The 21671-nt window shown below is 61.8% G+C and carries 23 protein-coding genes; 13 read left to right on the top strand and 10 right to left on the bottom strand.

Features of this window, described 5'->3' with window-relative positions:
* Positions 1–33: 33 nt before the first annotated feature.
* Positions 34–549: a peptide deformylase gene (def, locus tag ABIE40_RS01895; RefSeq protein ID WP_112713665.1), complete on the bottom strand. Its 516-nt coding sequence runs from the start codon at positions 547–549 to the stop codon at positions 34–36.
* A gap of 97 nt (positions 550–646) precedes the next feature.
* Positions 647–2140, bottom strand: a complete 1494-nt coding sequence (locus tag ABIE40_RS01890; RefSeq protein ID WP_130279185.1) for a methyl-accepting chemotaxis protein — start codon at positions 2138–2140, stop codon at positions 647–649.
* Positions 2141–2344: 204 nt separating this feature from the next.
* Between ABIE40_RS01890 and ABIE40_RS01885 the strand changes: the two genes are divergently transcribed.
* From ABIE40_RS01885 to ABIE40_RS01875, 3 genes are all read left to right on the top strand, one after another.
* Positions 2345–3571 (top strand): DNA recombination protein RmuC, encoded by a 1227-nt coding sequence (locus ABIE40_RS01885; protein ID WP_112713669.1) that lies wholly within the window; start codon positions 2345–2347, stop codon positions 3569–3571.
* Between the two features lie 46 nt (positions 3572–3617).
* On the top strand, positions 3618–4517 hold the full coding sequence (locus ABIE40_RS01880; RefSeq protein WP_199626058.1) for a ribokinase: 900 nt from the start codon (positions 3618–3620) through the stop codon (positions 4515–4517).
* Between the two features lie 229 nt (positions 4518–4746).
* The gene (locus tag ABIE40_RS01875) at positions 4747–7074 is read left to right on the top strand and encodes a methyl-accepting chemotaxis protein (protein WP_199626057.1); all 2328 of its coding nucleotides are present in this window, start codon (positions 4747–4749) and stop codon (positions 7072–7074) included.
* A 74-nt stretch (positions 7075–7148) separates the two neighbouring features.
* Here ABIE40_RS01875 and ptsN read toward each other — a convergent pair whose 3' ends face one another.
* From ptsN to lptC, 6 genes are all read right to left on the bottom strand, one after another.
* On the bottom strand, positions 7149–7613 hold the full coding sequence (gene ptsN / locus ABIE40_RS01870) for a PTS IIA-like nitrogen regulatory protein PtsN (RefSeq protein ID WP_130279189.1): 465 nt from the start codon (positions 7611–7613) through the stop codon (positions 7149–7151).
* A 70-nt stretch (positions 7614–7683) separates the two neighbouring features.
* Positions 7684–8259, bottom strand: a complete 576-nt coding sequence (gene hpf, locus ABIE40_RS01865; RefSeq protein WP_112713677.1) for a ribosome hibernation-promoting factor, HPF/YfiA family — start codon at positions 8257–8259, stop codon at positions 7684–7686.
* A 215-nt stretch (positions 8260–8474) separates the two neighbouring features.
* Complete coding sequence (gene rpoN / locus ABIE40_RS01860) at positions 8475–10010, bottom strand: RNA polymerase factor sigma-54 (RefSeq protein ID WP_199626766.1); 1536 nt, start codon at positions 10008–10010, stop codon at positions 8475–8477.
* Between the two features lie 157 nt (positions 10011–10167).
* Positions 10168–10950, bottom strand: a complete 783-nt coding sequence (gene lptB / locus ABIE40_RS01855; RefSeq protein WP_112713681.1) for an LPS export ABC transporter ATP-binding protein — start codon at positions 10948–10950, stop codon at positions 10168–10170.
* A 36-nt stretch (positions 10951–10986) separates the two neighbouring features.
* Positions 10987–11601 carry an LptA/OstA family protein gene (locus ABIE40_RS01850; protein ID WP_112713683.1) on the bottom strand — a complete coding sequence of 205 codons (615 nt, stop codon included), beginning with the start codon at positions 11599–11601 and terminating at the stop codon, positions 10987–10989.
* 15 nt (positions 11602–11616) lie between these two features.
* The gene (lptC, locus tag ABIE40_RS01845; RefSeq protein ID WP_112713685.1) at positions 11617–12282 is read right to left on the bottom strand and encodes an LPS export ABC transporter periplasmic protein LptC; all 666 of its coding nucleotides are present in this window, start codon (positions 12280–12282) and stop codon (positions 11617–11619) included.
* Positions 12283–12499: 217 nt separating this feature from the next.
* Here lptC and sppA point away from each other — a divergent pair, with 217 nt between their 5' ends.
* The 3 genes from sppA (at position 12500) to ABIE40_RS01830 (ending at position 14224) form a co-directional block, all read left to right on the top strand.
* The gene (gene sppA / locus ABIE40_RS01840) at positions 12500–13450 is read left to right on the top strand and encodes a signal peptide peptidase SppA (RefSeq protein ID WP_112713687.1); all 951 of its coding nucleotides are present in this window, start codon (positions 12500–12502) and stop codon (positions 13448–13450) included.
* 29 nt (positions 13451–13479) lie between these two features.
* On the top strand, positions 13480–13779 hold the full coding sequence (locus ABIE40_RS01835; protein WP_018898213.1) for an integration host factor subunit beta: 300 nt from the start codon (positions 13480–13482) through the stop codon (positions 13777–13779).
* 112 nt (positions 13780–13891) lie between these two features.
* Positions 13892–14224 carry a LapA family protein gene (locus ABIE40_RS01830; protein WP_112713689.1) on the top strand — a complete coding sequence of 111 codons (333 nt, stop codon included), beginning with the start codon at positions 13892–13894 and terminating at the stop codon, positions 14222–14224.
* On the opposite strand, the gene ABIE40_RS01825 is transcribed toward ABIE40_RS01830, so the two are convergent.
* Both ABIE40_RS01825 and ABIE40_RS01820 read right to left on the bottom strand, forming a co-directional pair.
* Positions 14216–14662, bottom strand: coding sequence for a GNAT family N-acetyltransferase (locus ABIE40_RS01825; protein WP_199626056.1), 447 nt, complete (start codon positions 14660–14662; stop codon positions 14216–14218). The two genes, ABIE40_RS01830 and ABIE40_RS01825, sit on opposite strands and share 9 nt — an antisense overlap.
* A 44-nt stretch (positions 14663–14706) precedes the next feature.
* On the bottom strand, positions 14707–15159 hold the full coding sequence (locus ABIE40_RS01820) for an SRPBCC family protein (protein WP_199626055.1): 453 nt from the start codon (positions 15157–15159) through the stop codon (positions 14707–14709).
* A gap of 116 nt (positions 15160–15275) precedes the next feature.
* Here ABIE40_RS01820 and ABIE40_RS01815 point away from each other — a divergent pair, with 116 nt between their 5' ends.
* From ABIE40_RS01815 to ABIE40_RS01785, 7 genes are all read left to right on the top strand, one after another.
* Complete coding sequence (locus ABIE40_RS01815; RefSeq protein ID WP_199626054.1) at positions 15276–16373, top strand: class I SAM-dependent methyltransferase; 1098 nt, start codon at positions 15276–15278, stop codon at positions 16371–16373.
* On the top strand, positions 16370–17227 hold the full coding sequence (locus tag ABIE40_RS01810; RefSeq protein WP_199626053.1) for a TrmH family RNA methyltransferase: 858 nt from the start codon (positions 16370–16372) through the stop codon (positions 17225–17227). Before ABIE40_RS01815 ends, ABIE40_RS01810 begins: the two co-directional genes overlap by 4 nt.
* The gene (gene lspA, locus ABIE40_RS01805) at positions 17224–17727 is read left to right on the top strand and encodes a signal peptidase II (protein WP_130279197.1); all 504 of its coding nucleotides are present in this window, start codon (positions 17224–17226) and stop codon (positions 17725–17727) included. Before ABIE40_RS01810 ends, lspA begins: the two co-directional genes overlap by 4 nt.
* A gap of 55 nt (positions 17728–17782) precedes the next feature.
* Positions 17783–20029, top strand: a complete 2247-nt coding sequence (locus ABIE40_RS01800) for a hybrid sensor histidine kinase/response regulator (RefSeq protein WP_199626052.1) — start codon at positions 17783–17785, stop codon at positions 20027–20029.
* A gap of 104 nt (positions 20030–20133) precedes the next feature.
* On the top strand, positions 20134–21009 hold the full coding sequence (gene olsB / locus ABIE40_RS01795) for a l-ornithine N(alpha)-acyltransferase (protein WP_112713703.1): 876 nt from the start codon (positions 20134–20136) through the stop codon (positions 21007–21009).
* A 53-nt stretch (positions 21010–21062) separates the two neighbouring features.
* Positions 21063–21368 carry a type II toxin-antitoxin system RelB/DinJ family antitoxin gene (locus ABIE40_RS01790; RefSeq protein ID WP_199626051.1) on the top strand — a complete coding sequence of 102 codons (306 nt, stop codon included), beginning with the start codon at positions 21063–21065 and terminating at the stop codon, positions 21366–21368.
* Positions 21365–21655 (top strand): type II toxin-antitoxin system RelE/ParE family toxin, encoded by a 291-nt coding sequence (locus tag ABIE40_RS01785; protein WP_199626050.1) that lies wholly within the window; start codon positions 21365–21367, stop codon positions 21653–21655. Before ABIE40_RS01790 ends, ABIE40_RS01785 begins: the two co-directional genes overlap by 4 nt.
* The last annotated feature ends 16 nt before the right edge of the window (positions 21656–21671 follow it).

Here is a 21671-nt window from a genome sequence, read left to right as displayed (position 1 = left end):
ATAGTGCCTTCGCGCGTCTTTTTCAACGACCGGTCAGATCGCCTTCGACTTCGCAGCCTTGGTGAACTTCTTGATCACCATCTCGCGCTTCAGCCGCGAGATATGGTCGATGAACAGCACGCCGTTCAGGTGGTCGATTTCGTGCTGCAGGCAGGTCGCCAGCAGGCCGTCGGCTTCGGCGGTCAGTTCCTTGCCGTCGCGGTCGAGATATCTGACGGTGATCGTGGCGGGACGTTCGACCTCGGCATAGTAATCCGGGATAGAAAGGCAGCCCTCTTCATAGACAGAGCGCTCGTCCGAAGACTTCAGGATTTCGGGATTGATGAAAACCTGGGGCTGCTTGTCTTCGCCTTCGCGCGAGACGTCAATGACGAGCATGCGGCGCGGTACGCCGATCTGGATCGCTGCAAGGCCGATGCCCGGCGCGTCATACATGGTTTCCAGCATGTCGTCGGCGAGACGCTTCAGTTCATCGTCGACGCGCTCGATCGGCTTGGAAGCCTGGCGGAGAATGGGATCGGGAAGAATGATGAGTGGCTTGATGGTCATGGCGTTCCCATAACCTATCTTTTCGGGCGTGGGAATTATCCCGAAACTTCCGGAGGCGGTTTTTTGCTGCCGCCTCCGGAAAATCGCCGTATTCGTCTTACGCAGCGCGGCGGCTGATGGTGCCGCGGATATCGGCCTGGGTGCGGAAGCGCTGCAGCAGATCCATGAGATTGCTGACCTCGCCGCGCAGGCGGCGGGTTTCGGCCGAGGTGTGCTCGACCATGCCGGAATTCTGCTGGGTGATCGTATCCATGTTGCGGATGGCGACACTGACTTCGTTGACACCAGTCGCCTGATCGCGGGCGGCAGCGGCGATCTCGGCGACGACATGGTTGATCATGTCGATGCGGCTGATCATGTCGTTCAAAGCTTCACCAGTGCTGCTGACGATGCCGACACCCTCGTCCACCTGGGCGGAGCTTTCCGAAATCAGGTTCTTGATCTCCTTGGCAGCTTCCGCCGTGCGCTGGGCAAGCTGGCGAACTTCCTGCGCCACGACGGCAAAGCCCTTGCCCGCCTCACCGGCACGGGCGGCCTCGACGCCGGCATTCAGTGCCAGAAGGTTGGTCTGGAAGGCGATCTCATCGATGACGCCGATGATCTTGGCGATCTCGTCGGATGACTTCTCGATGCCGGCCATGGCCGAGACGGCGCTGCTGACGAGCTCGCCGGAGCTCTTCGCACGCTGCTGCGTCTCGCGAACCGCGTCAGAGGCCTTCTCGGCATTGGCCGCTGTGAGGCCGACACTGACGGACAGCTGCTGGAGGGCGGCCGAGCTCTCCTCGACGCCGGCTGCCTGCTGCGCGGTGCGCAACGCCAGATCGTCTGTTGCCTTGGAGATGGTGTTGGTGCCGCTCAGGATCTCGGCGGACGTGCTGCGGACCGAGCCGAAGGAGCTGCGCAGAGCCGCAACGGCGCGGTTATAGTCTTCGGCCATATGCTTGAAATTGCCTGGCAGATCGGCCGGGAGGGAGGCTTCCAGATCGCCGTTCGACAGCGCTTCGAGGCCGCGGCGCAAATGATCGAGCGCCATCGCCTGATCCGCCTCGGCCTTGGCGCGCTCCTCTTCCAGCTTGTGGCGCCGCTCTTCGAGCGCTTCGAGATAGACGGAGATCGAGTAATCCATGTCGAGCATCGCTGCCTTGATGACGGCGGAGAGCTTTTCGGCGAGCGCCTTGCCCTGCTGGCGGCCGAACATAGACGGCCACTGCTTTTCCATGATGCCCTTGACGAGTTCGGACATGACGATCGCGTAGCCGCCGATATACCAGCGGGGCTCCAGACCGATGCGCGCATGCGTGCGGCCGACGGCGGTGACGCCCTTCACATAGGTCTCGTCGAAATTGCCGCCCGCGAGGTTCGCCCAGTGATTTTCCTGCGCCTTCTTGGCGTGGCCCATATGCGACTTGTCGGAGAAGAAGCCGGCGACGGCAGGGGTCTTGGCGATCTTGGCGTAGAACTTGTCCAGCGCACCGCCGACCAGCGAGCTGATCACCGGCCGCATCTCGCTCATCGTCTTGCGCGCGGTATCATCGAGCTCGATGAAATCAAGGCGCTGCTTGAGGGAGGACTGCGAATGCTGGCTGGTCATGATGATCTCTGTCTGCCGGGGGCGATGTAAGGAATTGTTTCCGCTGCGACATTTCTAAAATATGGTTGAGCAATCGTTAAACCCCGCCACGATTTATCGTTGCAGCAACTTGGCAGGCTGCGGCCTTTTGCCGGCATCTCCTGCAGCTGTTGATATGTTCACGTTTTGATCTAGTCAGGGCGCTGAAGTTTGCTATGGTGGGGCATGAACAATTCTGCCGACTCGCTCGCCATTTCGCTCGCCGCCATCAATCCGGCCATTCTTGCTCTCGTCGGCGGCGCCATCGCCGCGATGATCGTCCTGCTGGTTTTCCTGCTTTTCAGGAGCGGTAATCTCAGACGGGAGCAGAATGAGGAAGCGGCCATTCGCTCCGCCGAAGCGGATGCGCGCATGGCCGAACTGCTGAAGATCCAGGCCGAGATGCAGGGCCGCATCTCGACGATGGCCGAGGTCTTCGGCACTCGTCAGGCCGAGCTCAATCAGGCGATCAACCAGCGGCTGGACGGCATGTCGCAGCGCGTCAGCCATACGATCACCGAACAGACGAAATCGACGCACGAGAACCTGCAGCGGCTTCAGGAGCGGCTGGCCGTCATCGATGCGGCGCAGAACAACATCCAGACGCTTGCCAAGGACGTCGTCGGCCTGCAGGCAATCCTCTCCAACAAGCAGACGCGCGGTGCCTTCGGCCAGTCGCGCATGGAAACGATCGTCGCCGATGGCCTGCCGATGGGTGCCTATGCATTTCAGCAGACGCTGTCGAACGGCTCGCGCCCGGACTGCACGGTGAAGATGCCAAATGGCGCACCGCCGCTGGTCATCGACGCCAAGTTTCCGCTGGAGGCCTGGAACGCGATCCGCGATGCCGGCGGTTCGGATGCCGGCAAGGCGGCGTCCCAGCAGTTTCGCCGCGACATGGAAATCCATATCCGCGATATTTCCGAGAAATACCTGATTCAGGGCGAGACGCAGGACACGGCCTTCATGTTCGTGCCGTCGGAATCGATCTTTGCCGAGATCCACGAGAATTTCGAGCCGATCGTTCAGAAGGCGCACCGGTCGCGGATCGTCATCGTCTCCCCATCCCTGCTGATGCTGTCGATCCAGGTGATCCAGGCCGTCCTCAAGGATCAGCGTATGCGCGCGCAGGCGCATGTGATCCAGGGCGAGGTCGCCAACCTGATGGACGATCTCGGACGTCTGGACGAGCGTGTGCGCAAGCTGCAGGGTCATTTCGCCATGGCGCAGAAGGATGTCGACATGATCGTCACCTCTGCCGACAAGCTGACCAAGCGCGGCTCCAAGATCGAAGCGCTGGAATTCGAGGCGACCGCTGACGGCGCCAAGCCGGAGCGCGACGCGCAGCCGGCCGCGAAATCCGTCGAGAGCCGCACCGGTCTTCTCAAGCTCAGGGTGGTTGACGAAGAGTGAGGCCTTCGGGCAGTGTCGCGCCAAAATCAAAGGACGGGACATTCACATGATCACTGTGTTCGGCTCCATCAATATGGACCTCATCGCCACCACCGCACGCCTGCCGAAGCCCGGCGAAACGGTCGCCGGAAACGGCTTTGCGACCGCTGCCGGCGGCAAGGGCGCCAATCAGGCGCTGGCGGCCCGGCGCGCCGGACGCACGGTGCGGATGGCGGGCGCCGTCGGCAAGGACGAATTCGCGGCGCCGGCGCTGGCGCTGCTCGATGACGCCGGAACCGACCTCGCGACGGTCAAGCGCGTCGAAGGCCCGACCGGCACTGCGCTGATCCTCGTCGGCGGCGATGGTGAGAACATGATCGCCGTTGTGCCCGGCGCCAATGGTGCGGTCAGCGCGGCGGATGCCGATGCTGCGATCGCAGCGATGGATGCCAGCGATATCCTGATGCTGCAGCTTGAGGTTCCCGCCCCTGCGGTGGAGCGTGCGCTCGAAGCCGCCCGCAAGAAGGGCGTTCGCACCGTGCTCAATCTTGCACCGCTGATTGCCGATGCCGCACGCCTCGGGCGCCTCGCCGATATCGTCATCGCCAACGAGACGGAATTCGAGCTGCTTGCCGGCCAGGAGAACATGACAGCGGGCGACCGCGAGGCCGCGCTTCAGCGCCTGCATGGCGAGACCGGCCAGACGCTGATCGTGACGCTCGGAGCCGATGGCGTGATCGCCATTCGCGACGGCCAGCTGGTGCGCGCAAAGGGTCTGAAGATCGAGCCGATCGATACGGTCGGCGCCGGCGATACCTTCTGCGGATACCTCGCCGCCAGCCTCGATGAAGGGCTCGATTTCGAGGCCGCGCTGCGCCGGGCAGCCGTTGCCGGATCGCTTGCCTGCCTCAAGGCCGGAGCCCAGCCGTCGATCCCGCTGAGTGCCGAAGTCGCAAACAAGCTATAGACTTTTCTGTTTCCGATAGGCGCAAGCAAAAAGTGAAGGCGTTCAGGCGACTAACGGTCCGCTTTCATACAATTTCACTCAAATTTAAGAGATTTCTGGCGATCTTTTCGGCGATCGCCAGGCCTCCTCAGAGGGTGCCCGGTTTAGCCCCACGGCCGCTCCATGACGAAGCGGCTCACCTCGCCTTTGCCGGAAATGTTCGTCCGGCAAGTCGCCCCGCCGAGGCACCATGTTCATCTTTCGCATGAAGTCGCTTGCCGCAAAGCTTATTGTCATCACGGGCGTTGCAATCGCGCTCGTTCTTTTCGTTTCTAACTTTTTCCTGATCGATCAGACGCGCAGCCGCGTGCAGACCCTGACGATGGATCAGGCCAATCTTGAAGCTAAAGCCATTGCCAACGAAATCGCCGCCAATGTCGGCGAACTCGCCAGCGCAGCGCGCTCCATGTCCGGTGTCGTCGGCCGCGGCCACGAGGGCGGCAATTTCGACCGCAAGGGCATCATCAACGTCCTGAAGGCCAATCTCGAAAAGAACCCCTTCGCCTTCGGCAGTTGGTTCTGCGAGCAGCTCGGCGCCTTCGACGGCAAGACCACCGAGATTGCCGACAAGCTCGATCAGGGCACCAACAAGGCCGGCGCCTTCACGCCCTACTGGTCGAAGACCAAGGACGGTGCCATCCAGTTCTCGACCTTCGATAACGATTATACCGCCGAGTGGTGGAAGCTTGCTGCCGAGAGCGGCAAGGGCGCGATCACGTCGCCCTATCTCGCCGAAGGCACCGACGTTCCGACCCTCCTGACCTCGATCGCCTACCCGGTTGTCTCGGGTGACAAGATGATCGGCGTCGAAGGCGTCGATATCTCGCTGAAGTCGCTGACCGACAAGCTGCAGGCCCTGCATCCGTTCGGCTCCGGCCGCGTCACGCTCGTTGCCCAGAATGGCAACTGGATCGTCGCGCCGACCAAGGAACTGATGTCGAAGCCTTATGAAGGCGACGGCTCGACCGAGATCAAGAACGCCCGTGCGTCGATGGCGCCGACCGTTGTCCGCAACCTGACCTTCGATGGTTACGAGCCCTTCGACCGCGTCGTCTATCCGTTCGCCGTCCCGGATCTCAACGCAACATGGGTCGTCCTCGTCGACGTACCGCATACCGCGATCAATGCCCCGGTTCAGGATCAGACCTTCATGATGATCGTCGGCGGCATTCTCGTCCTCGGCGCGGTCATGCTGGCCCTCTACTTCGCCGTGCGCTCCTTCGTGCAGAAGCCGCTCGGCCAGCTGGTCGCCGGCGTCAAGAAGCTGAGCGACGGCGCCTATGATCAGCCGGTTGCCGGTCAGGATCGTGCCGACGAAATCGGCTCGGTCGCCAAGGCTCTCGAAGGCTTCCGTTTCGCTCTTGCCGATACGCGCCGCCTTGAAGCCGAAGCAAACAACCAGCGCAGCGCAGCTGAATCCGAGCGCAGCCGCTCCGAGAGCGAGCGTCAGCAGTCGGTCGCCCTGCAGCGCCAGATCGTCTCGATCGTCGGTGCCGGTCTTTCCGAACTGTCGCAAGGCAATCTCGGCCACCGCATCAACGAGGATTTCCCGGGCGAATACGCGAAGCTGAAGCAGGACTTCAACGCCGCCCTCGCCAGCCTCGAAGAGACCGTCCATACGATGAACACGAGCGTCGTGAACATCGGCTCCGGCACCAGCGAGATCAGCAACAGCGCCTCTGACCTTGCCAAGCGCACGGAACAGCAGGCTGCAAGCCTCGAGGAGACCGCTGCGGCGCTGAACGAGCTGACTGCGCAGGTCAATTCGAGCGCCGAGAATGCCCGCACCGCGGCTGACAACGTCAACCTCGCCTGCGAGGATGCCGAGAAGTCCGGTGAAGTCGTGCAGAAGGCGATCGCCTCGATGCACGGCATCGAGCAGTCGTCCACGGAAGTGTCGCGCATCATCGGCGTCATCGACGAGATCGCGTTCCAGACCAACCTGCTCGCCCTCAACGCCGGTGTCGAAGCCGCGCGTGCCGGTGAGGCAGGCAAGGGCTTCGCCGTCGTCGCACAGGAAGTCCGTGAGCTCGCACAGCGCTCTGCAAGTGCCGCAAAGGAGATCAAGACGCTGATCAACACCTCGGCCGTCCAGGTCAAGGAAGGCGTCGATCTCGTCGGCCGCGCCGGCGGTACACTGCACAAAATCGCCGAGCAGGTCATGGGCATCAACGGCCTGATCCGTCAGATCTCCGCGTCGGCCAGCGAGCAGGCGATCGGGCTGAAGGAAATCAACCAGGCCATGAACCAGATGGACCAGGTGACGCAGCAGAACGCCGCGATGGTGGAAGAGGCAACGGCGACCAGTGTGACGCTGAACGACGAGGCGCAGACGCTGAAGGCGCTCGTGCTGCGCTTCCGGGTTTCCGGCCAGGCAAACAGTGCGGCGCTGCGGGCAACCGCCGAGCATCTGCGCGCGCCCGTCGCCGCACCCGCATACCGGGCTCCGGCACCACGCCGAGCGGCTGTCTCCCACGGCTCGGCCGCAGTCGCGCAGGACAATTGGGAAGAGTTCTGAGAACTAACCCATATCAAACGAAAAGAGGCGCCCGGGATGACCGGGCGCCTCTTTCATTTCTGCGATTGAAAATCTCAGGCGGCGTTCGAAGTCTGCTCTTCGTTGAGGAAGGCATAGATCGCCGAGGCAGAGTCGGTGGCGCGCAGCTTGGCGACCAGATCCTGGTCGCGCAGCACGCGCGCGATGCGCGACAGGGCCTTGAGATGATCGGCGCCCGCCCCTTCGGGAGCGAGCAGCAGGAAAACGAGATCGACAGGCTGATCGTCCAGAGCCTCGAAATCGACCGGGCTCTCGAGACGTGCGAAGACGCCGACGATCGAGCGGACGCTGGCGAGCTTGCCATGCGGAATTGCGATGCCATTGCCGACGCCGGTCGAACCCAGACGTTCACGCTGCAGCACGACGTCGAAGATTTCCCGCTCAGACAGGCCCGTGATTTTCGAGGCCTTTGCCGCCAATTCCTGAAGCAGCTGTTTCTTGGAATTTACCTTGAGGGCGGGGATAATCGCATCTTGATGCAGCAGATCTGCCAATGCCATTTCTTTTTCCTTCTGTGGCCGAAGCCGGGTGATTGGAAGAGCGGCGCTTGGCGCCGCTCATCGCCCGATCTCAGCTCTTGATATTGGCTGCGTCGATCCAGCCAATATTACCGTCATGCCTGCGGTAAACGATGTTCAAATGTTCCTTGCCCGGGCTGCGGAACAGGAGCAGCGGCTCATCCGTCATGTCGAGCGCCATCACGGCGGTTGCGACGGACATGGTCTTCAGCTGCTTCGTGCTCTCGGCCACGATGGCCGGGGCGAAATCGTCGGGAACCTCTTCTTCGTGGTCAGGCACAGCGTCCATGACCGTATAGGCGACTTCCGCAAAACCGTTCAGATGATTTCCGGCATGATGATCCTTGAGCTTCCGCTTGTAGCGGCGCAGACGCTTCTCGATACGCTCCGAAGCGGCATCGAAAGCCACCTGCGGATCCATCGCCTCACCAGCCGCATGCAGCACGACCCCGCTATCGAGGTGGAGCTTGCAATCGGCCGAGAAGCGCGAGCTCGACTTCTCAACGATCACTTGACCAGAATATCCCCCGTCGAAGTATTTCGTGACGGCCATGGCCACTTGGTCCTCGATCTTTTGACGGAACGAGTCACCAATTTCCATATGTTTACCGGATACACGCACACTCATGGAGTTTCCCTTCTTATAGTGGTTTGCGGTACCAGTTTACGCCAAGCCTACTTCTCATCCAAGCACTTCACGCAAACTCAAGCAAGATCGGCTTAAGTCTCGTGCTTCAAGCGCCCTGAGGATGATGGGGATAAGTCTGAACGCTGTTCACAGCGCCAATTGCGGCGGGCTAATAAACGGAGGTTACCAAAAAGTCAACGCCCGGCCGTCAGGCCTCAGAAGCCCGCGACCTTGGCGAGCGCCCGCTTTTCGCGGCGGCGCTGCACCGAAGAGGCGATGTTCATCGCTTCCCGGTATTTGGCGACGGTGCGGCGGGCGAGATCGATCCCGCCCTTTTTCAGCATGTCGACGATATCGTCGTCCGACAGCACGGCTTCCGGGCTTTCCTGCATGATCAGCATGCGGATCTTGTGGCGGACGGCCTCCGCAGAGTGTCCATCGCCGCCTTCGACGGCGCTGATCGAGACGGTGAAGAAGTATTTGAGCTCGAAGAGCCCGCGCGGCGTCAGCATGTATTTGTTCGAGGTGACGCGGCTGACGGTCGATTCATGCATCTTGATGGCGTCGGCAACGGTCTTCAGATTGAGAGGGCGCAGATGATCGACACCATGGAGCAGGAACGCATCCTGCTGGCGGACGATCTCGGTCGCCACCTTCATGATCGTCTTGGCGCGCTGATCGAGGCTGCGCGTCAGCCAGTTGGCATTCTGCAGGCATTCGGAAAGGAAAGCGTGCTCCTCGCCATTCTTCGTGACATTGGCGAAATAGGACTGATTGACCAGCACGCGGGGCAGCGTGTCGGGATTGAGCTCCACCAGCCAGCTGCCGTCGCTCGACGGCCGCACGACGACATCCGGCATGATCGCTTCGGAGACCCCGGCCTCGAAACCGCTGCCGGGCTTCGGATTGAGCTGGCGAAGCTCCGTCAGCATGTCGAGGAGATCTTCCTCATCGACGCCGCAGAGGCGCTTCAGCGTCGAGAAATCGCGGCGCGCCAAGAGTTCGAGATTGGCGACAAAGGCCTGCATCGCCGGATCGAAGCGATCTTTCTGGCGTAGCTGGATCGCCAGACATTCCGCGAGGTTGCGGGCAAAGACGCCGGGCGGATCGAGGGTCTGCAGCGCGCCGAGCACACGCTCCACATCGGCCGCCGTGGCGCCGAGCCGTTCGGCGGCTTCGGCGATATCGCCCTGGAAATAGCCGGCCTCATCGAGCTGATCGAGCAGGTGCTGGCCGATCAGCCGGTCGGCCATGTCAGGCAGGACGAAGGGCACCTGCTGGACGATATGGTCGCGCAGCGAAACCTGGCCGGCGACAAAGTCATCGAGATCATAGGCTTCGCCCTCGGCGCTGCCGGGCATCGACTTCCACTGGCTCATCAGCTCCGGCGCATCGGCCCGCTGCGGCGCGCCGTCGTCCTGGAAGACATTCGAATAGTTGGAATCGAGCTCTTCGCTCAGATGGCTGACGCTGCCTTCGCTGCCATTGTCGTACCAGTCGCCGGAGAGCGCATCGGTGCGCTCGTCGTCATCCTGCTGGTGGGCGTGGGGTTCATCTTCGCCGTCACGCTCGCTGCCCGTTTCCGCGTCATTTGACGGAAATTCCAGCAGCGGGTTCTTTTCGACTTCCTGGGAGATGAATTGAACGAGCTCGAAATGCGTCATCTGCAGCAGCTGGATGGACTGCATCAGCTGCGGCGTCATGACGAGGGATTGGTTCTGTCGCAGGAAAAGATTGGCTGACAGGGCCATGGCGGACGCGAAACTCCCGTTCATTTCCTCCGGGAAGCCGCGTCCGAACAAGTATTTCAGGCCACGGAAATCCAGTTGGCCCAAAAATTGCTTTTTTATTCTATTTGGTCAAGCTCAAGTGTGACGGGAAGGTGAATTTCCGTCGCCTTTGACCGTATCAAAGGCTGAAATTGTCGCCAAGATAGAGGCGGCGAACCTCAGGGTTGTTGACGATATCGTTGGCCCGGCCATGCGTCAGAACTTCACCGGCGTGGATGATGTAGGCGCGGTCGATCAGACCCAGGGTCTCGCGGACATTGTGGTCGGTGATCAGAACGCCGATGCCGCGTGCCGTCAGATGGTGCACGAGGTTCTGGATATCGGAGACCGAAATCGGATCGACGCCGGCGAAGGGTTCGTCGAGCAGCATGAAGGTCGGGTCGGTCGCCAGCGCGCGGGCGATTTCCAGACGCCGGCGCTCACCGCCCGACAGCGATACGGCTGCCGCCTTGCGGAGCTTCGAGATGTGGAACTCTTCGAGCAGCTCGTCGAGCTTCTTCTCGCGTGCCGCCTTGTCCTTCTCGTGAACTTCGAGAACGGCGCGAATGTTTTCCTCGACCGTCAGGCCGCGAAAGATCGAGGCTTCCTGCGGCAGGTAACCGACACCGAGGCGCGAGCGGCGATACATCGGCATGGTCGTGACGTCGTTGCCGTCGATCTCGATCGTGCCTTCATCGACCGGCACGAGACCGGTGATCATGTAGAAACAGGTGGTCTTGCCTGCGCCGTTCGGCCCGAGAAGCCCTACCGCTTCGCCGCGCCGGACGACCAGCGACACGCCATTAACGACACGCCGGGTGCTGTAGGTCTTCGTCAGACCGCGCGCAATCAGCGTGCCCTGGTAACGGCTTTTGTCTCCGGCAGATGCGTCCGCGGCCTGCGGCGCGGACTTGCCGAACATTTTGGGAAGCGAGAGAAGTTTCACGAGAGGGCCGGGTCAGTTCTTCTTCTGGGACTTCGGATCGAGCTGAATCTGGACGCGGCCCCCGCAGCTATCCAGTTGTGCCTGTCCGGTTTGCATGTGGACCGTGAGCTGGCAGCCGGTGAAGACATTCGGGCCATCCGAGAGCACAACCTTGTCGCCCTTCAGGATGAATGTCTGCGCCGCCATGTCGAAGGCGCCGTTATCGGCGGTTGCCGTCTGTGTGCCGGAGCTCAGGAAAACCTTGTCGGTGACCACGATGTGGTCGATATCGGCGTTGCCGGACGATATCGATGCAGCGCCGGCATCCGGCTTGGCATTCGCATCCGTCGCCTGACCGTCGGCATTTGCCTTCGGCTTGTAGAAGACCGTCATGTGGCCAGCCTGCAGCGTCGTCTTGCCCTGAACGACCTTCACGTTGCCAGTAAAGTCGGCCTTGTGTTCCTGGTCGTGGATTTCGAGCTTGTCGCTCTCGATCTGGATCGGCTCGTTCTTGTCGAGCTTGAGGCCGTCCATCTGGCTGGTCGTTGCCTGCGCGAATGCAGCTCCTGCAATCATCAGAAGCGCCAGAGCGCCGCCGGTTGCTGCTGCGCCAAGCTTACGAATTGGAGAGTGACAATCTTTTGTCATTAAAGAACCCGGCTGTTAGGTGCCCTGTTTGCGGATGGCGGATGGATCGACGTTCATACGAACTTTCCCCTCGAACGTGATCACGCGACCCTTATCCGTCATCTTGAGGGAGTTCGCAACAACCGAAGTTCCCTCTTTGGTAATGGTTACGGGGTCGTCCGTGCTCATGCTGCCGCCCTTGATATCGAGCTTGGCAGACTTGAAATCGGCGGTCAGACCGTTGCTCAGGAGAACGGTGAATGGCGAGGTGAGCGCGAGCTTGTCGGTCGAGCGGTCGTAATCGGCCGATTGCGCCTCGACGCGAGCGATCAGATCGTCGTTGACGGGGACGGCCGCCTTGATCGTCTCCAGCGTGATGAGGCTCGGGTTCTTGATGTCCTGCAGGGCGCGCTCGGCAAGCATCGAATAGTTGATGCCATCGGAATTGCGGCCGGCGATCGCGGGCTTGGCCATGACGACCTTGCCGTTCTCGATCTTGGCGCCCTCGATCTTCAAGTTTTCCGGCAGATAGGCGCGGACCATGGAGACGGCGATGAAGGCCAGAGAAACGACGACGGCGGCGACCGGAAGCAGCACCTTCAGACGGCGCACGCGCCCCGAATGACTGAGCGCAGCGCCATAGGCAGTGCGCGCGGGTCGGGCAAAGGCAGCCTTCCCGCCGCTGTTGATCGTATCGAGCATTAAGCCTGTCCGTGTCTGTCGATCGGCATTCCTATATAGGAACTACTTCGGCCGATCACAGATCGTTTCGCATTATTACATTACCTTGCCAATATGGATTTTTTTCTGCAACAAGCAACAAAGGCAAGAAAACGCGGCAAACCGGCATTTTCACAACAGCATGCCGCCTTATCTGATATCGCTGTGAATTGTGGCCGTCTCAGGCCCTGGAGGACTTATGGACAGCTCGACGATCGCCGACCGCCGCAGACTTCGCCGGCGACTGGGCTTCTGGCGGATCGCAGCAGCGGTGCTTCTGGTAGCGCTCGGCCTCTCGCTCTACCTGTTTTTCCGCAGTGATATCGAGCAGAGCCGTCCGCAGATTGCCCATGTGACGATCTCCGGCCTGATCACCGATGACGACGAGCTGCTTGAGCGGCTGAAGAAGATCGAAGAGAACAATCAGGTGAAGGCCGTGATCGTCTCGATCTCCTCGCCGGGCGGCACGACCTACGGCGGCGAGAAGATCTTCAAGGCGATCCGGGCGATCTCGGCCAAGAAGCCCGTCGTCTCGGACGTGCGTACGCTCGCCGCTTCCGCCGGCTATATGATCGCCACCGCCGGTGACACGATCATTGCCGGAGACAGCTCGATCACCGGTTCGATCGGTGTCATCTTCCAGTATCCGCAGATCCAGCCGCTGCTCGAAAAGCTCGGCGTATCGCTGCAGGAGATCAAGTCTTCGCCGCTGAAGGCCGAGCCCTCGCCCTTCCACAATACCAGCGAAGAGGCCAAAGCGATGATCAACAACATGGTCCAGGACAGCTATGCCTGGTTCGTGGATCTCGTCGCCGATCGCCGAAAACTGCCGCGCGATGAAGTACTTAAGCTCGCTGACGGGACGATCTATACCGGCCGCCAGGCGCTGAAAGTGAAGCTGATCGACCAGCTCGGCGGCGACCCTGAAATCCGCGACTATCTGGCCAAGCGGGACATCAGCAAGGACCTGCCGGTGGTCGATTGGGACAAGAAGAGCAACACGCCCTTCCTGCTCGCCGGCGCGGTTTCGAAGGTCGCCACACTTCTCGGCTACGGCGACCTCTTCAAAGCCCAGGACCTTGAGGGCATTCTGCCACAAAAGTTGCTCCTTGACGGGCTCGTTTCAGTTTGGCAGTTTGGCCGCGATTGATAAGAAATCAATAATTTAAGGGGGCGACCGTGATCAAGTCGGAACTGGTGCAGATAGTTGCCGCGCGCAACCCGCATCTCTATCACCGCGACGTCGAGAATATCGTCAATGCCGTCCTCGACGAGATCACCGATGCACTGGCGGCGGGCAACCGCGTCGAGCTGCGCGGCTTCGGCGCCTTTTCCGTCAAGAACCGCCCATCGCGCTCCGGCCGCAACCCCCGCACCGGCGACACCGTTTTCGTCGAAGAGAAGTGGGTTCCCTTCTTCAAGACCGGCAAGGAGCTGCGCGAGCGGCTGAACCCCGGCCAGGCCGATCAGGACGATTGAGCCTTCCGCCTGCGGCGAAACCGCGCTTGAAGTTCGCCGCCGGATTCCTATTCTGCTCTTAGCTTGAGAAGCGCCGTTTCAACGACGGCGCCATAATGCGCGGAGGCCATACATGGCGAAGAAGATCACCAACCTTTTGATTTTGCTGCCGCTCGGCATCATCCTGATCATCTTCTGCGTGGCCAACCGGCAGAGCGTGACGCTTGCTTTCAACCCGTTCCGCCCGGAAGATCAGGTTCTGTCGCTCTCCGCGCCATTCTTCGTCTTCCTGTTCATCGCGCTGATCATCGGCATGCTCGCCGGCTCTGCCGTCACCTGGTTCAGCCAGGGCAAGCACCGCAAGCGGGCGCGCGTCGAAGCCAAGGAAGCAATCCGCTGGCAGGGCGAAGCCGGCCGCCACAAGGCGCGTGCGGAAGAGATCGCCGGGCAGCTGCCCTCACGCTGATTGGCGCGACGGATCGAAGGTCAGCTCTTCGTATTCGCCTTCGGCCGAAGTTCCGGTGCCGGTCACGGCAAAACCCTTCGCGACATAGAAGGCCTTGGCGCCCACATTGTTGACCAGGCATTTGAGCCGGTATCTGTGGCGCGGCCAATCAGGGAGTGCGCCCAGCAGCGCCGTTCCGACGCCCCTGCCCTGCCATTCCTTGCGGATATAGAGCATGTGAATGAAATCGTCGGCCGCCCAGAGCGTCATGAAGCCGGCAATGGCGCCATCCGCCGCCTCGGCGAGCCAGACGAGCTCGCCTTGCGTATGGAAAAAGAAATCCTCGTGCTTGAAGCGCGACGGATCGACCCAGGTGAAAGTCTGGCGGCGGACCGCGAGATAGATATCGGCAAGCTCCTCGCGGTCCGACGGCCGCGGCGTCCTGATCAGCAAATCCATGATCAAGAATTAGCCGATGAACGGACAGCCGCCAATGGCCGGGATCACGTACCCGCCTTTTCCGAAACGGCGGCGTTGAAATCGGCAAAGAATTGCTGCGCCAGCTTCTGCGAGGTGGAATCGACCAGGCGGGCGCCGAGCTGAGCGATCTTGCCGCCGACCTGGGCCTTGGCGCTATATTGCAGCACGGTCTCCGCGCCGTCTTCTTTCAATACGACATCGGCGCCGCCCTTGGCAAAGCCGGCGATTCCGCCCTTGCCCTCGCCCGAGATCGTGTAGCTTTCCGGCGCATTGATGTTGGAGAGGGTCACCTCGCCGTTAAAGGTTGCCGAGACGGGGCCGATCTTGATCTTGACGGAGGCGGCGAGCTCGGTGGGCGACTTCATCTCCAGGGTCTGACAGCCCGGAATACAGCGCTTGAGGACTTCGGGATCGTTGAGCGCCGCCCATACGGCATCGCGCGGTGCGGTGATGCGTTCTTCGCCGGTCATATCCATTCGAAATCCTCCCATTTCGGATTGCTAAACTTATCACAGCGGGAAAGCGCTTTGCCAAGGTGAAACGGAATGCTATTTGCACGGGCTCCATCGAATTGAAGACGCGGAAAACCACGTTGAGACAAAAAGACCGCCGGCCGGGCACAAAGACGCCTTCCGGCTCCTCCGGCCCTCGCCGCAGCGACGACCGTCCGAACCGCCCGGCCAAGCCGGCTGCCAAACCCGCAGCGCCCCGCGAGGCGGTGCGTGAGGCCGCCGTGCCTGTTGCCGTCGAGCGACCGCTGAAGACCCGCACCGGCGACCGCCCGATCGAGCGCGTGCCCGTCATCCTGGAATCGCTCGGCGCCGGCGACTTCCACCTGATCGACAGCGGCAACGGCCAGAAGCTCGAACAATACGGCCCCTATCGCATCGTACGGCCCGAGGGACAGGCGCTGTGGCAGCCGACCCTCTGCCAGCCGGTCTGGGACAAGGTCGATGCCGTCTTTACCGGCGATGTCGACGAAGAGGGCACCGGCCGCTGGCGCTTCCCGAAGGAAGCGCTCGGCGAAACCTGGCCGCTGCACCTGCTCGGCGTCGATTTCTTCGGCCGCTTCACCTCGTTCCGCCATGTCGGCGTCTTCCCGGAGCAGATCGTCCATTGGAGCTGGATGAAAGAGCAGGTGGAGAAGGCAGGCAGGCCCCTGAAGGTGCTCAACCTCTTCGGCTATACCGGTGTCGCCTCGCTGGTGGCCGCCGCTGCCGGCGCTGAGGTCACCCATGTCGATGCATCCAAGAAGGCGATCGGCTGGGCGCGCGAAAACCAGGCGCTCGGCCGCATGGAAAAGCTGCCGATCCGCTGGATCTGCGAAGACGCGATGAAGTTCATCCTGCGCGAAGAACGCCGCGGCAATACCTATGACATCATCCTGACCGACCCCCCGAAATTCGGCCGTGGCCCGAATGGCGAGGTCTGGCATCTGTTCGAGCATCTGCCGCTGATGCTCGATATCTGCCGGGAAATCCTCTCGCCGAAGGCTGTCGGTCTGGTGCTGACCGCCTATTCGATCCGGGCGAGCTTCTATTCCATCCACGAGCTGATGCGCGAAATCATGCGTGGCGCCGGTGGCGCCGTCGAGTCGGGCGAGCTGGTCATCCGCGAAGGCGGGCTTGACGGCAAGACGCCGGGCCGCGCCCTCTCCACATCCCTCTTTTCGCGCTGGGTGCCGAAATGAACGAATTCCACGACCGCGGACCGCGCCGGGTCGGCCAGGTGAAGGAAGTCACCTCGCTTGCCAATCCCATCATCAAGGACATCAAGGCGCTCAGCGACAAGAAGTCCCGCGAGCAGAGCGGCACCTTCATGGCCGAAGGCTTGAAGCTCGTCATCGACGCGATCGAGCTCGGCTGGACGATCCGCACGCTTGTCTATGCCAAGGCTGCCAAGGGCAAGCCGCTGGTCGAGCAGATGGCGGCGAAAACCGTCGCCTCCGGCGGGTTGGTGCTTGAAGTCAGTGAGAAGGTGCTCTCCTCGGTCACCCGGCGCGACAATCCGCAGATGGTGGTCGGCATTTTCGAGACCCGCTGGAAGCCGCTGCGCGACATCCGCCCGCAGCAGGGCGAGACCTGGATTGCGCTCGATCGCGTGCGCGACCCCGGCAATCTCGGCACCATCATCCGCACTGCCGATGCGGCCGGCGCCTCAGGCGTCATCCTGGTCGGCGAGGCAACTGATCCCTTTTCGCTCGAGACCGTGCGGGCAACGATGGGTTCGGTCTTCGCCGTGCCGGTCGCCCGGGCATCGATGGACGAGTTCATCGCCTGGAAGAAGACGGCAGGCGTGCAGGTCGTTGCCACGCATCTGGCCGGCTCCGTCGATTACCGCACCATCGACTACAAGAAGAAGCCTGTCGTGCTCCTGATGGGCAACGAGCAATCCGGCATTCCGGAACAGCTCGCCAGGGAGGCCGATGCGCTTGCCCGCATTCCGCAGCAGGGCCGCGCCGACTCGCTCAACCTTGCCGTTGCGAGCGCCGTCATGCTCTTCGAGGCACGCCGCCACCTTCTCTCACTGTCAGAGGCAAAATGACCGAACAGACGCTTCCGCGCCCGGCCCTCTTTTCGCGCCCGCTGCCGATCCTGCTCTTCATCATCGTGGCGGTGATCCTCGACCAGATCGTCAAGATCGCCGTCGATCATTACCTGCCGCTGCAGGAAGCCGTTCCCGTCATTCCGATGCTGGCGCTCTACCGCACCTACAACCTCGGCGTTGCCTTCTCGATGCTGTCAGGGATGGACGGCTGGTTCATCGTCGGCATGCGCCTTGTTATCGTCGCCTTCGTCATCTGGATGTGGCACCGCACCGCCAAGGACCGCTGGATTGCCCATACCGGCTTTGCGCTGATCATCGCAGGCGCGCTCGGCAACCTTATCGACCGGTTTCTCTACGGGCACGTGATCGACTATATCCTGTTTCATACGGAGACATGGTCGTTCGCAGTTTTCAATCTTGCCGATAGTTTCATCACGATCGGCGCGGGATGCGTGATTCTTGACGAGTTGCTGCAACCGAAAAAGAGCGAAAGCTAAAATCTTAGTCTTTTCCTGAAGGCATTCGGAAGAGCGCCTATGTTAGCCAGCAGTCATGCAAAGCTTGGCTCAACTGCAGGAAAGACTGGCCGCTGCTTTCGGCCCCGCCAAACCGCAGGACGTGCGGACGGCCGAGGATTCCCTGCAACCGGTGGCTGGTCCGAGAACGATACAGCGCAAGAAGTCACTGGTCTCGCTTTGGCTCGGCGGCGCCGGCATTCTTGCCGCGGCCCTGCTCCTCATCCTCGGTCAGGCCGGCGGCCCGCTGCTCTTTTCGATCGGGCTTGCAGCAATTGCCATTGCCCTCATTACCTATCTCGTGGTTTCCAGGCGCAAGGCGAAGGCACTGCCGAAGAAACAGACAGGCAGCGCTGCAACGAGCGAAGCTGCCGAGCTCTTCGCCAATGTGCATGACGTTCTCGGCGACATCACCGTTACCCGCAGCATCGACCGGCGCATCATCGGCGCCAATGCAACGTTCCGGCGCCTGACCGGCCGCCTGAAGCCCGAGGGGCAGACCTGCGAGGAGATCGGCATCGCCTTTCGCCCGGGTGCCGAGCCGCATCGCTTCGATGTCGAGATTTCGACGCTGGAAGGGCAGCGGATCTTCGTCTGGCACGATGTCGTCACCCGCGATCCGGCAAACGGCAATCTGCTGATCCAGAGCATTGCCCGCGACGTGACCAACGAGCGGCTGACCGCCCAGGCCCGCGAAGAGGCCCGCCAGAAAGCCGAATATAACAGCGCCGCCAAGTCGCGGCTGCTTGCGACCGTCAGCCATGAAATCCGCACGCCGCTCTCGGGCATTCTCGGTATGACCCATCTGCTCGCCCAGGCGCAGATGACGCAGGAGCAGCAGAACTATCTCGGCGGCATCCGCCAATCCGGCCACGCCCTGACCCAGCTGGTCGAAGACCTTCTCGACTTCTCGACCATCGAAGTCGGCCGCTTCCAGCTGCGCCCGCGGTCGGAATCGCTGCGGCAGCTTCTCGAAAGCGTCGTGGAAATGCTGGCGCACCGGGCGCACGAGAAGGACATCGAGATCGGCGCCACGGTCTCGTCCGATGTGCCTGAGTTCATGAGCTTCGACCCGGCGCGGCTGCGCCAGGTGCTTTTCAACGTGATCGGCAATGCCGTGAAGTTCACGCAGGCCGGCGGCGTCTTCATTCGCGCCACACTGTCTGACGAAGACCTCGTCATTACCGTCACCGACACCGGCCCAGGCATGACTGCGGAGGAGCAGTCCCGGATCTTCGGTGAATTCGAACAGGGAGGAACCATGGTCGAAAAGAGCGGCGGCACCGGCCTCGGCCTGACCATCTCGGCGCGCATCATGCGCGAATTCGGCGGCTCGCTGACGGTTGCCAGTGAGAAGGGCAAGGGCAGTGAATTCACCATCCGCTTTCCGGCGGGCATCACCGAAGAGGGCCGCGGCCGGCGCAAGGGTCTGCTGGCCGGCAATACCGTCGTCCTGCTTGCGCCTGCAGGCGCTGCGCGGGCTGCGATTGCCGAAACGGTCACCGCGCTCGGCGGCGCCTGCCATCTCGTCGAGGATGGTGAGACCGCCCGCGAGACGCTGCTCTATATGGCCGGCCGCGGCCAGCGCCCGACCGACATCATCATCGACCACCGTCTTTCGACCGAGTTCTCCAGCCATCTCGCCGACCGCACCGACATTGCGGCGCTTGGCCTGCGCAAGATCCTGCTCGTCAACCCGGAAGAGCGGAACGCCCATGCACTCGATCTCTTCGACGCCTGGCTGATCCGGCCACTGCGCGAACAGTCGCTGATCGACGTGTTGCGCGGACGGATGCGTGGCATGGAGAAGCGCGATGCGCTGAACGACAATCAGCCGGGCTTCAGCGCCTCCATTCCCGAAGCCAGCCTGCAGCGCGGTCTCAACATCCTGCTTGGCGAGGACGACCCGATCAATGCCATGCTGGTGCGCGCCATGCTGGAGAAGGGTGGCCATGCGGTTCGCCATGTCGAGGACTTCGAGAGCCTGCTTGACGGCGCACTTTCAGAGAATGGCAGCCGCCCCGATATCGTCATCAGCGATCTCACCATGCCGGGCGGCGAAGGCGTCGACATGATCGGCCGCTTGCGCGGTCATGAGCGGCGTCTCGATCTGGTGCCGGTGCCTGTCATCGTGCTGACGGCAGACAAGCGCGACGAGTCCCGTCGTGCCGTTCTGCTGGCCGGTGCTAACCGGGTGATGATCAAGCCGGTCGATCCGATCCGGCTACTGACCGAGGTTCAGGCCGTGGCCGCGCTCTCGGCACGGCGGGCGGAAGCGCTATAAAGCGGGGTGACATTGCCCCAATTTCTCCGTAACGTTCATGTCACTTTCCTGTCGCACATAAGTGTTTTATGGCAGCTCATGAGCCGGCAACGGGAGAATCTTCAATGGATATCGACACCTTGAAACGCGAGACGATTGCGGAGACCAGCCGGTCTTCGGCGACTGTTGCGCCGAAGGAAGGCGACGTTCTCGGCCGTATCGGCAATCTCGAGACCCGGCTGGCCCGCAGCGCCAGCGAAATCGATGCCGCCCAGCATGTGCGTTACCGCGTCTTCGTCGAGGAGATGAAAGCACAGCTTCCGGCCGAAGCCATGCGCCGCGAGCGCGATTTCGACGCCTATGACGCTTTCTGCGATCACCTGCTGGTGCTCGACCGCTCGCTGGAAGGCGACAGCGAAGACCAGATCGTCGGCACCTACCGCCTGTTGCGTCAGGATGTCGCGATGGCGAATGGCGGCTTTTACTCGGCTTCCGAATTCGCGATCGGCGAGCTGCTTGCCCGCCATCCCGACAAGAAATTCATGGAGCTCGGCCGCTCCTGCGTGCTGCCGGAATACCGCACGAAGCGCACGGTCGAACTGCTCTGGCAGGGTAATTGGGCCTATGCTCTGAAGCACGGCATGAGCGCCATGTTCGGCTGCGCCTCCTTCCCGGGCATCCACCCGGAAAGCCATGCACTGGCCCTCTCTTTCCTGCACCACACGGTCCAGGCCAAGAACGAATGGGCCGTCAACGCCCTGCCGCATCTGGCCCGTCCGATGGACCTGATGCCGCCGGAAGCCGTCAACCCGAAGAAGGCGCTGATGGCACTGCCGCCGCTGATCAAAGGCTACCTGCGCTTGGGCGCCATGGTCGGCTCCACCGCCGTGGTCGACCACGCCTTCAACACGACCGACGTGCTGATCGTTCTGCCGATCTCCAGCATCTCGGACCGCTACCTGAACTACTACGGCGCCGACGCCGGCCGGTTCTCTAGCTAAGCTGGCACTTGTCATTCAAATGAAGTACGGTCATCTCCTGACGGAGGTGACCGATGTCTTCGACCACGCTTGTTCAAACGAGAATCGATCCTGAGATCAAGGAACGCGCGGCAGCCGTTCTTGAGACGATGGGCCTGACCGTTTCCGATGCTGTCCGGATTTTGCTGACGAGGACGGCGAACGAAGGCGCTCTACCACTCGAACTGGTGAGCAGCAGCGAAGCGCATAACGCCTGGTTCAAGGCGAAAGTGCTGGAGGCGCTTGCGGATACATCGGCGGATGTAGACGACGACGAGGTGGCAGCGCATTTCGCAAAGAGACGCGCCGACGCCTTGCGCAATGCAAGGGGCGGCCAGTGAAGCTTGTCTGGACCCGCTATGCGCTTTCAGACCGAGACGACATCTTCTCCTTCATCCAGACGGAAAATCCGCAGGCCGCAGTGCTGATCGACGAGCAGATTGCGGCTGCCGCCCAGCGCCTGACCGCGTTTCCGCAAAGCGGCAGAGCCGGCCGGATCGAAGGGACGCGCGAACTCGCTGCGCCGCGCACGCCCTATGTCATCGCTTACATCGCCTTGCCGGATCGGGTGCGAGTACTGCGCGTTCTTCACGGCGCGCGCCTGTGGCCGGGCAAATTCCCGGAATAACGCCCTACCGCGCGAT

The organism is Rhizobium sp. OAE497 (genome assembly GCF_040546565.1).
In the GTDB taxonomy this organism is placed as follows: Bacteria; Pseudomonadota; Alphaproteobacteria; order Rhizobiales; family Rhizobiaceae; genus Rhizobium.
This window is presented reverse-complemented; position numbering and strand designations above follow the sequence as displayed.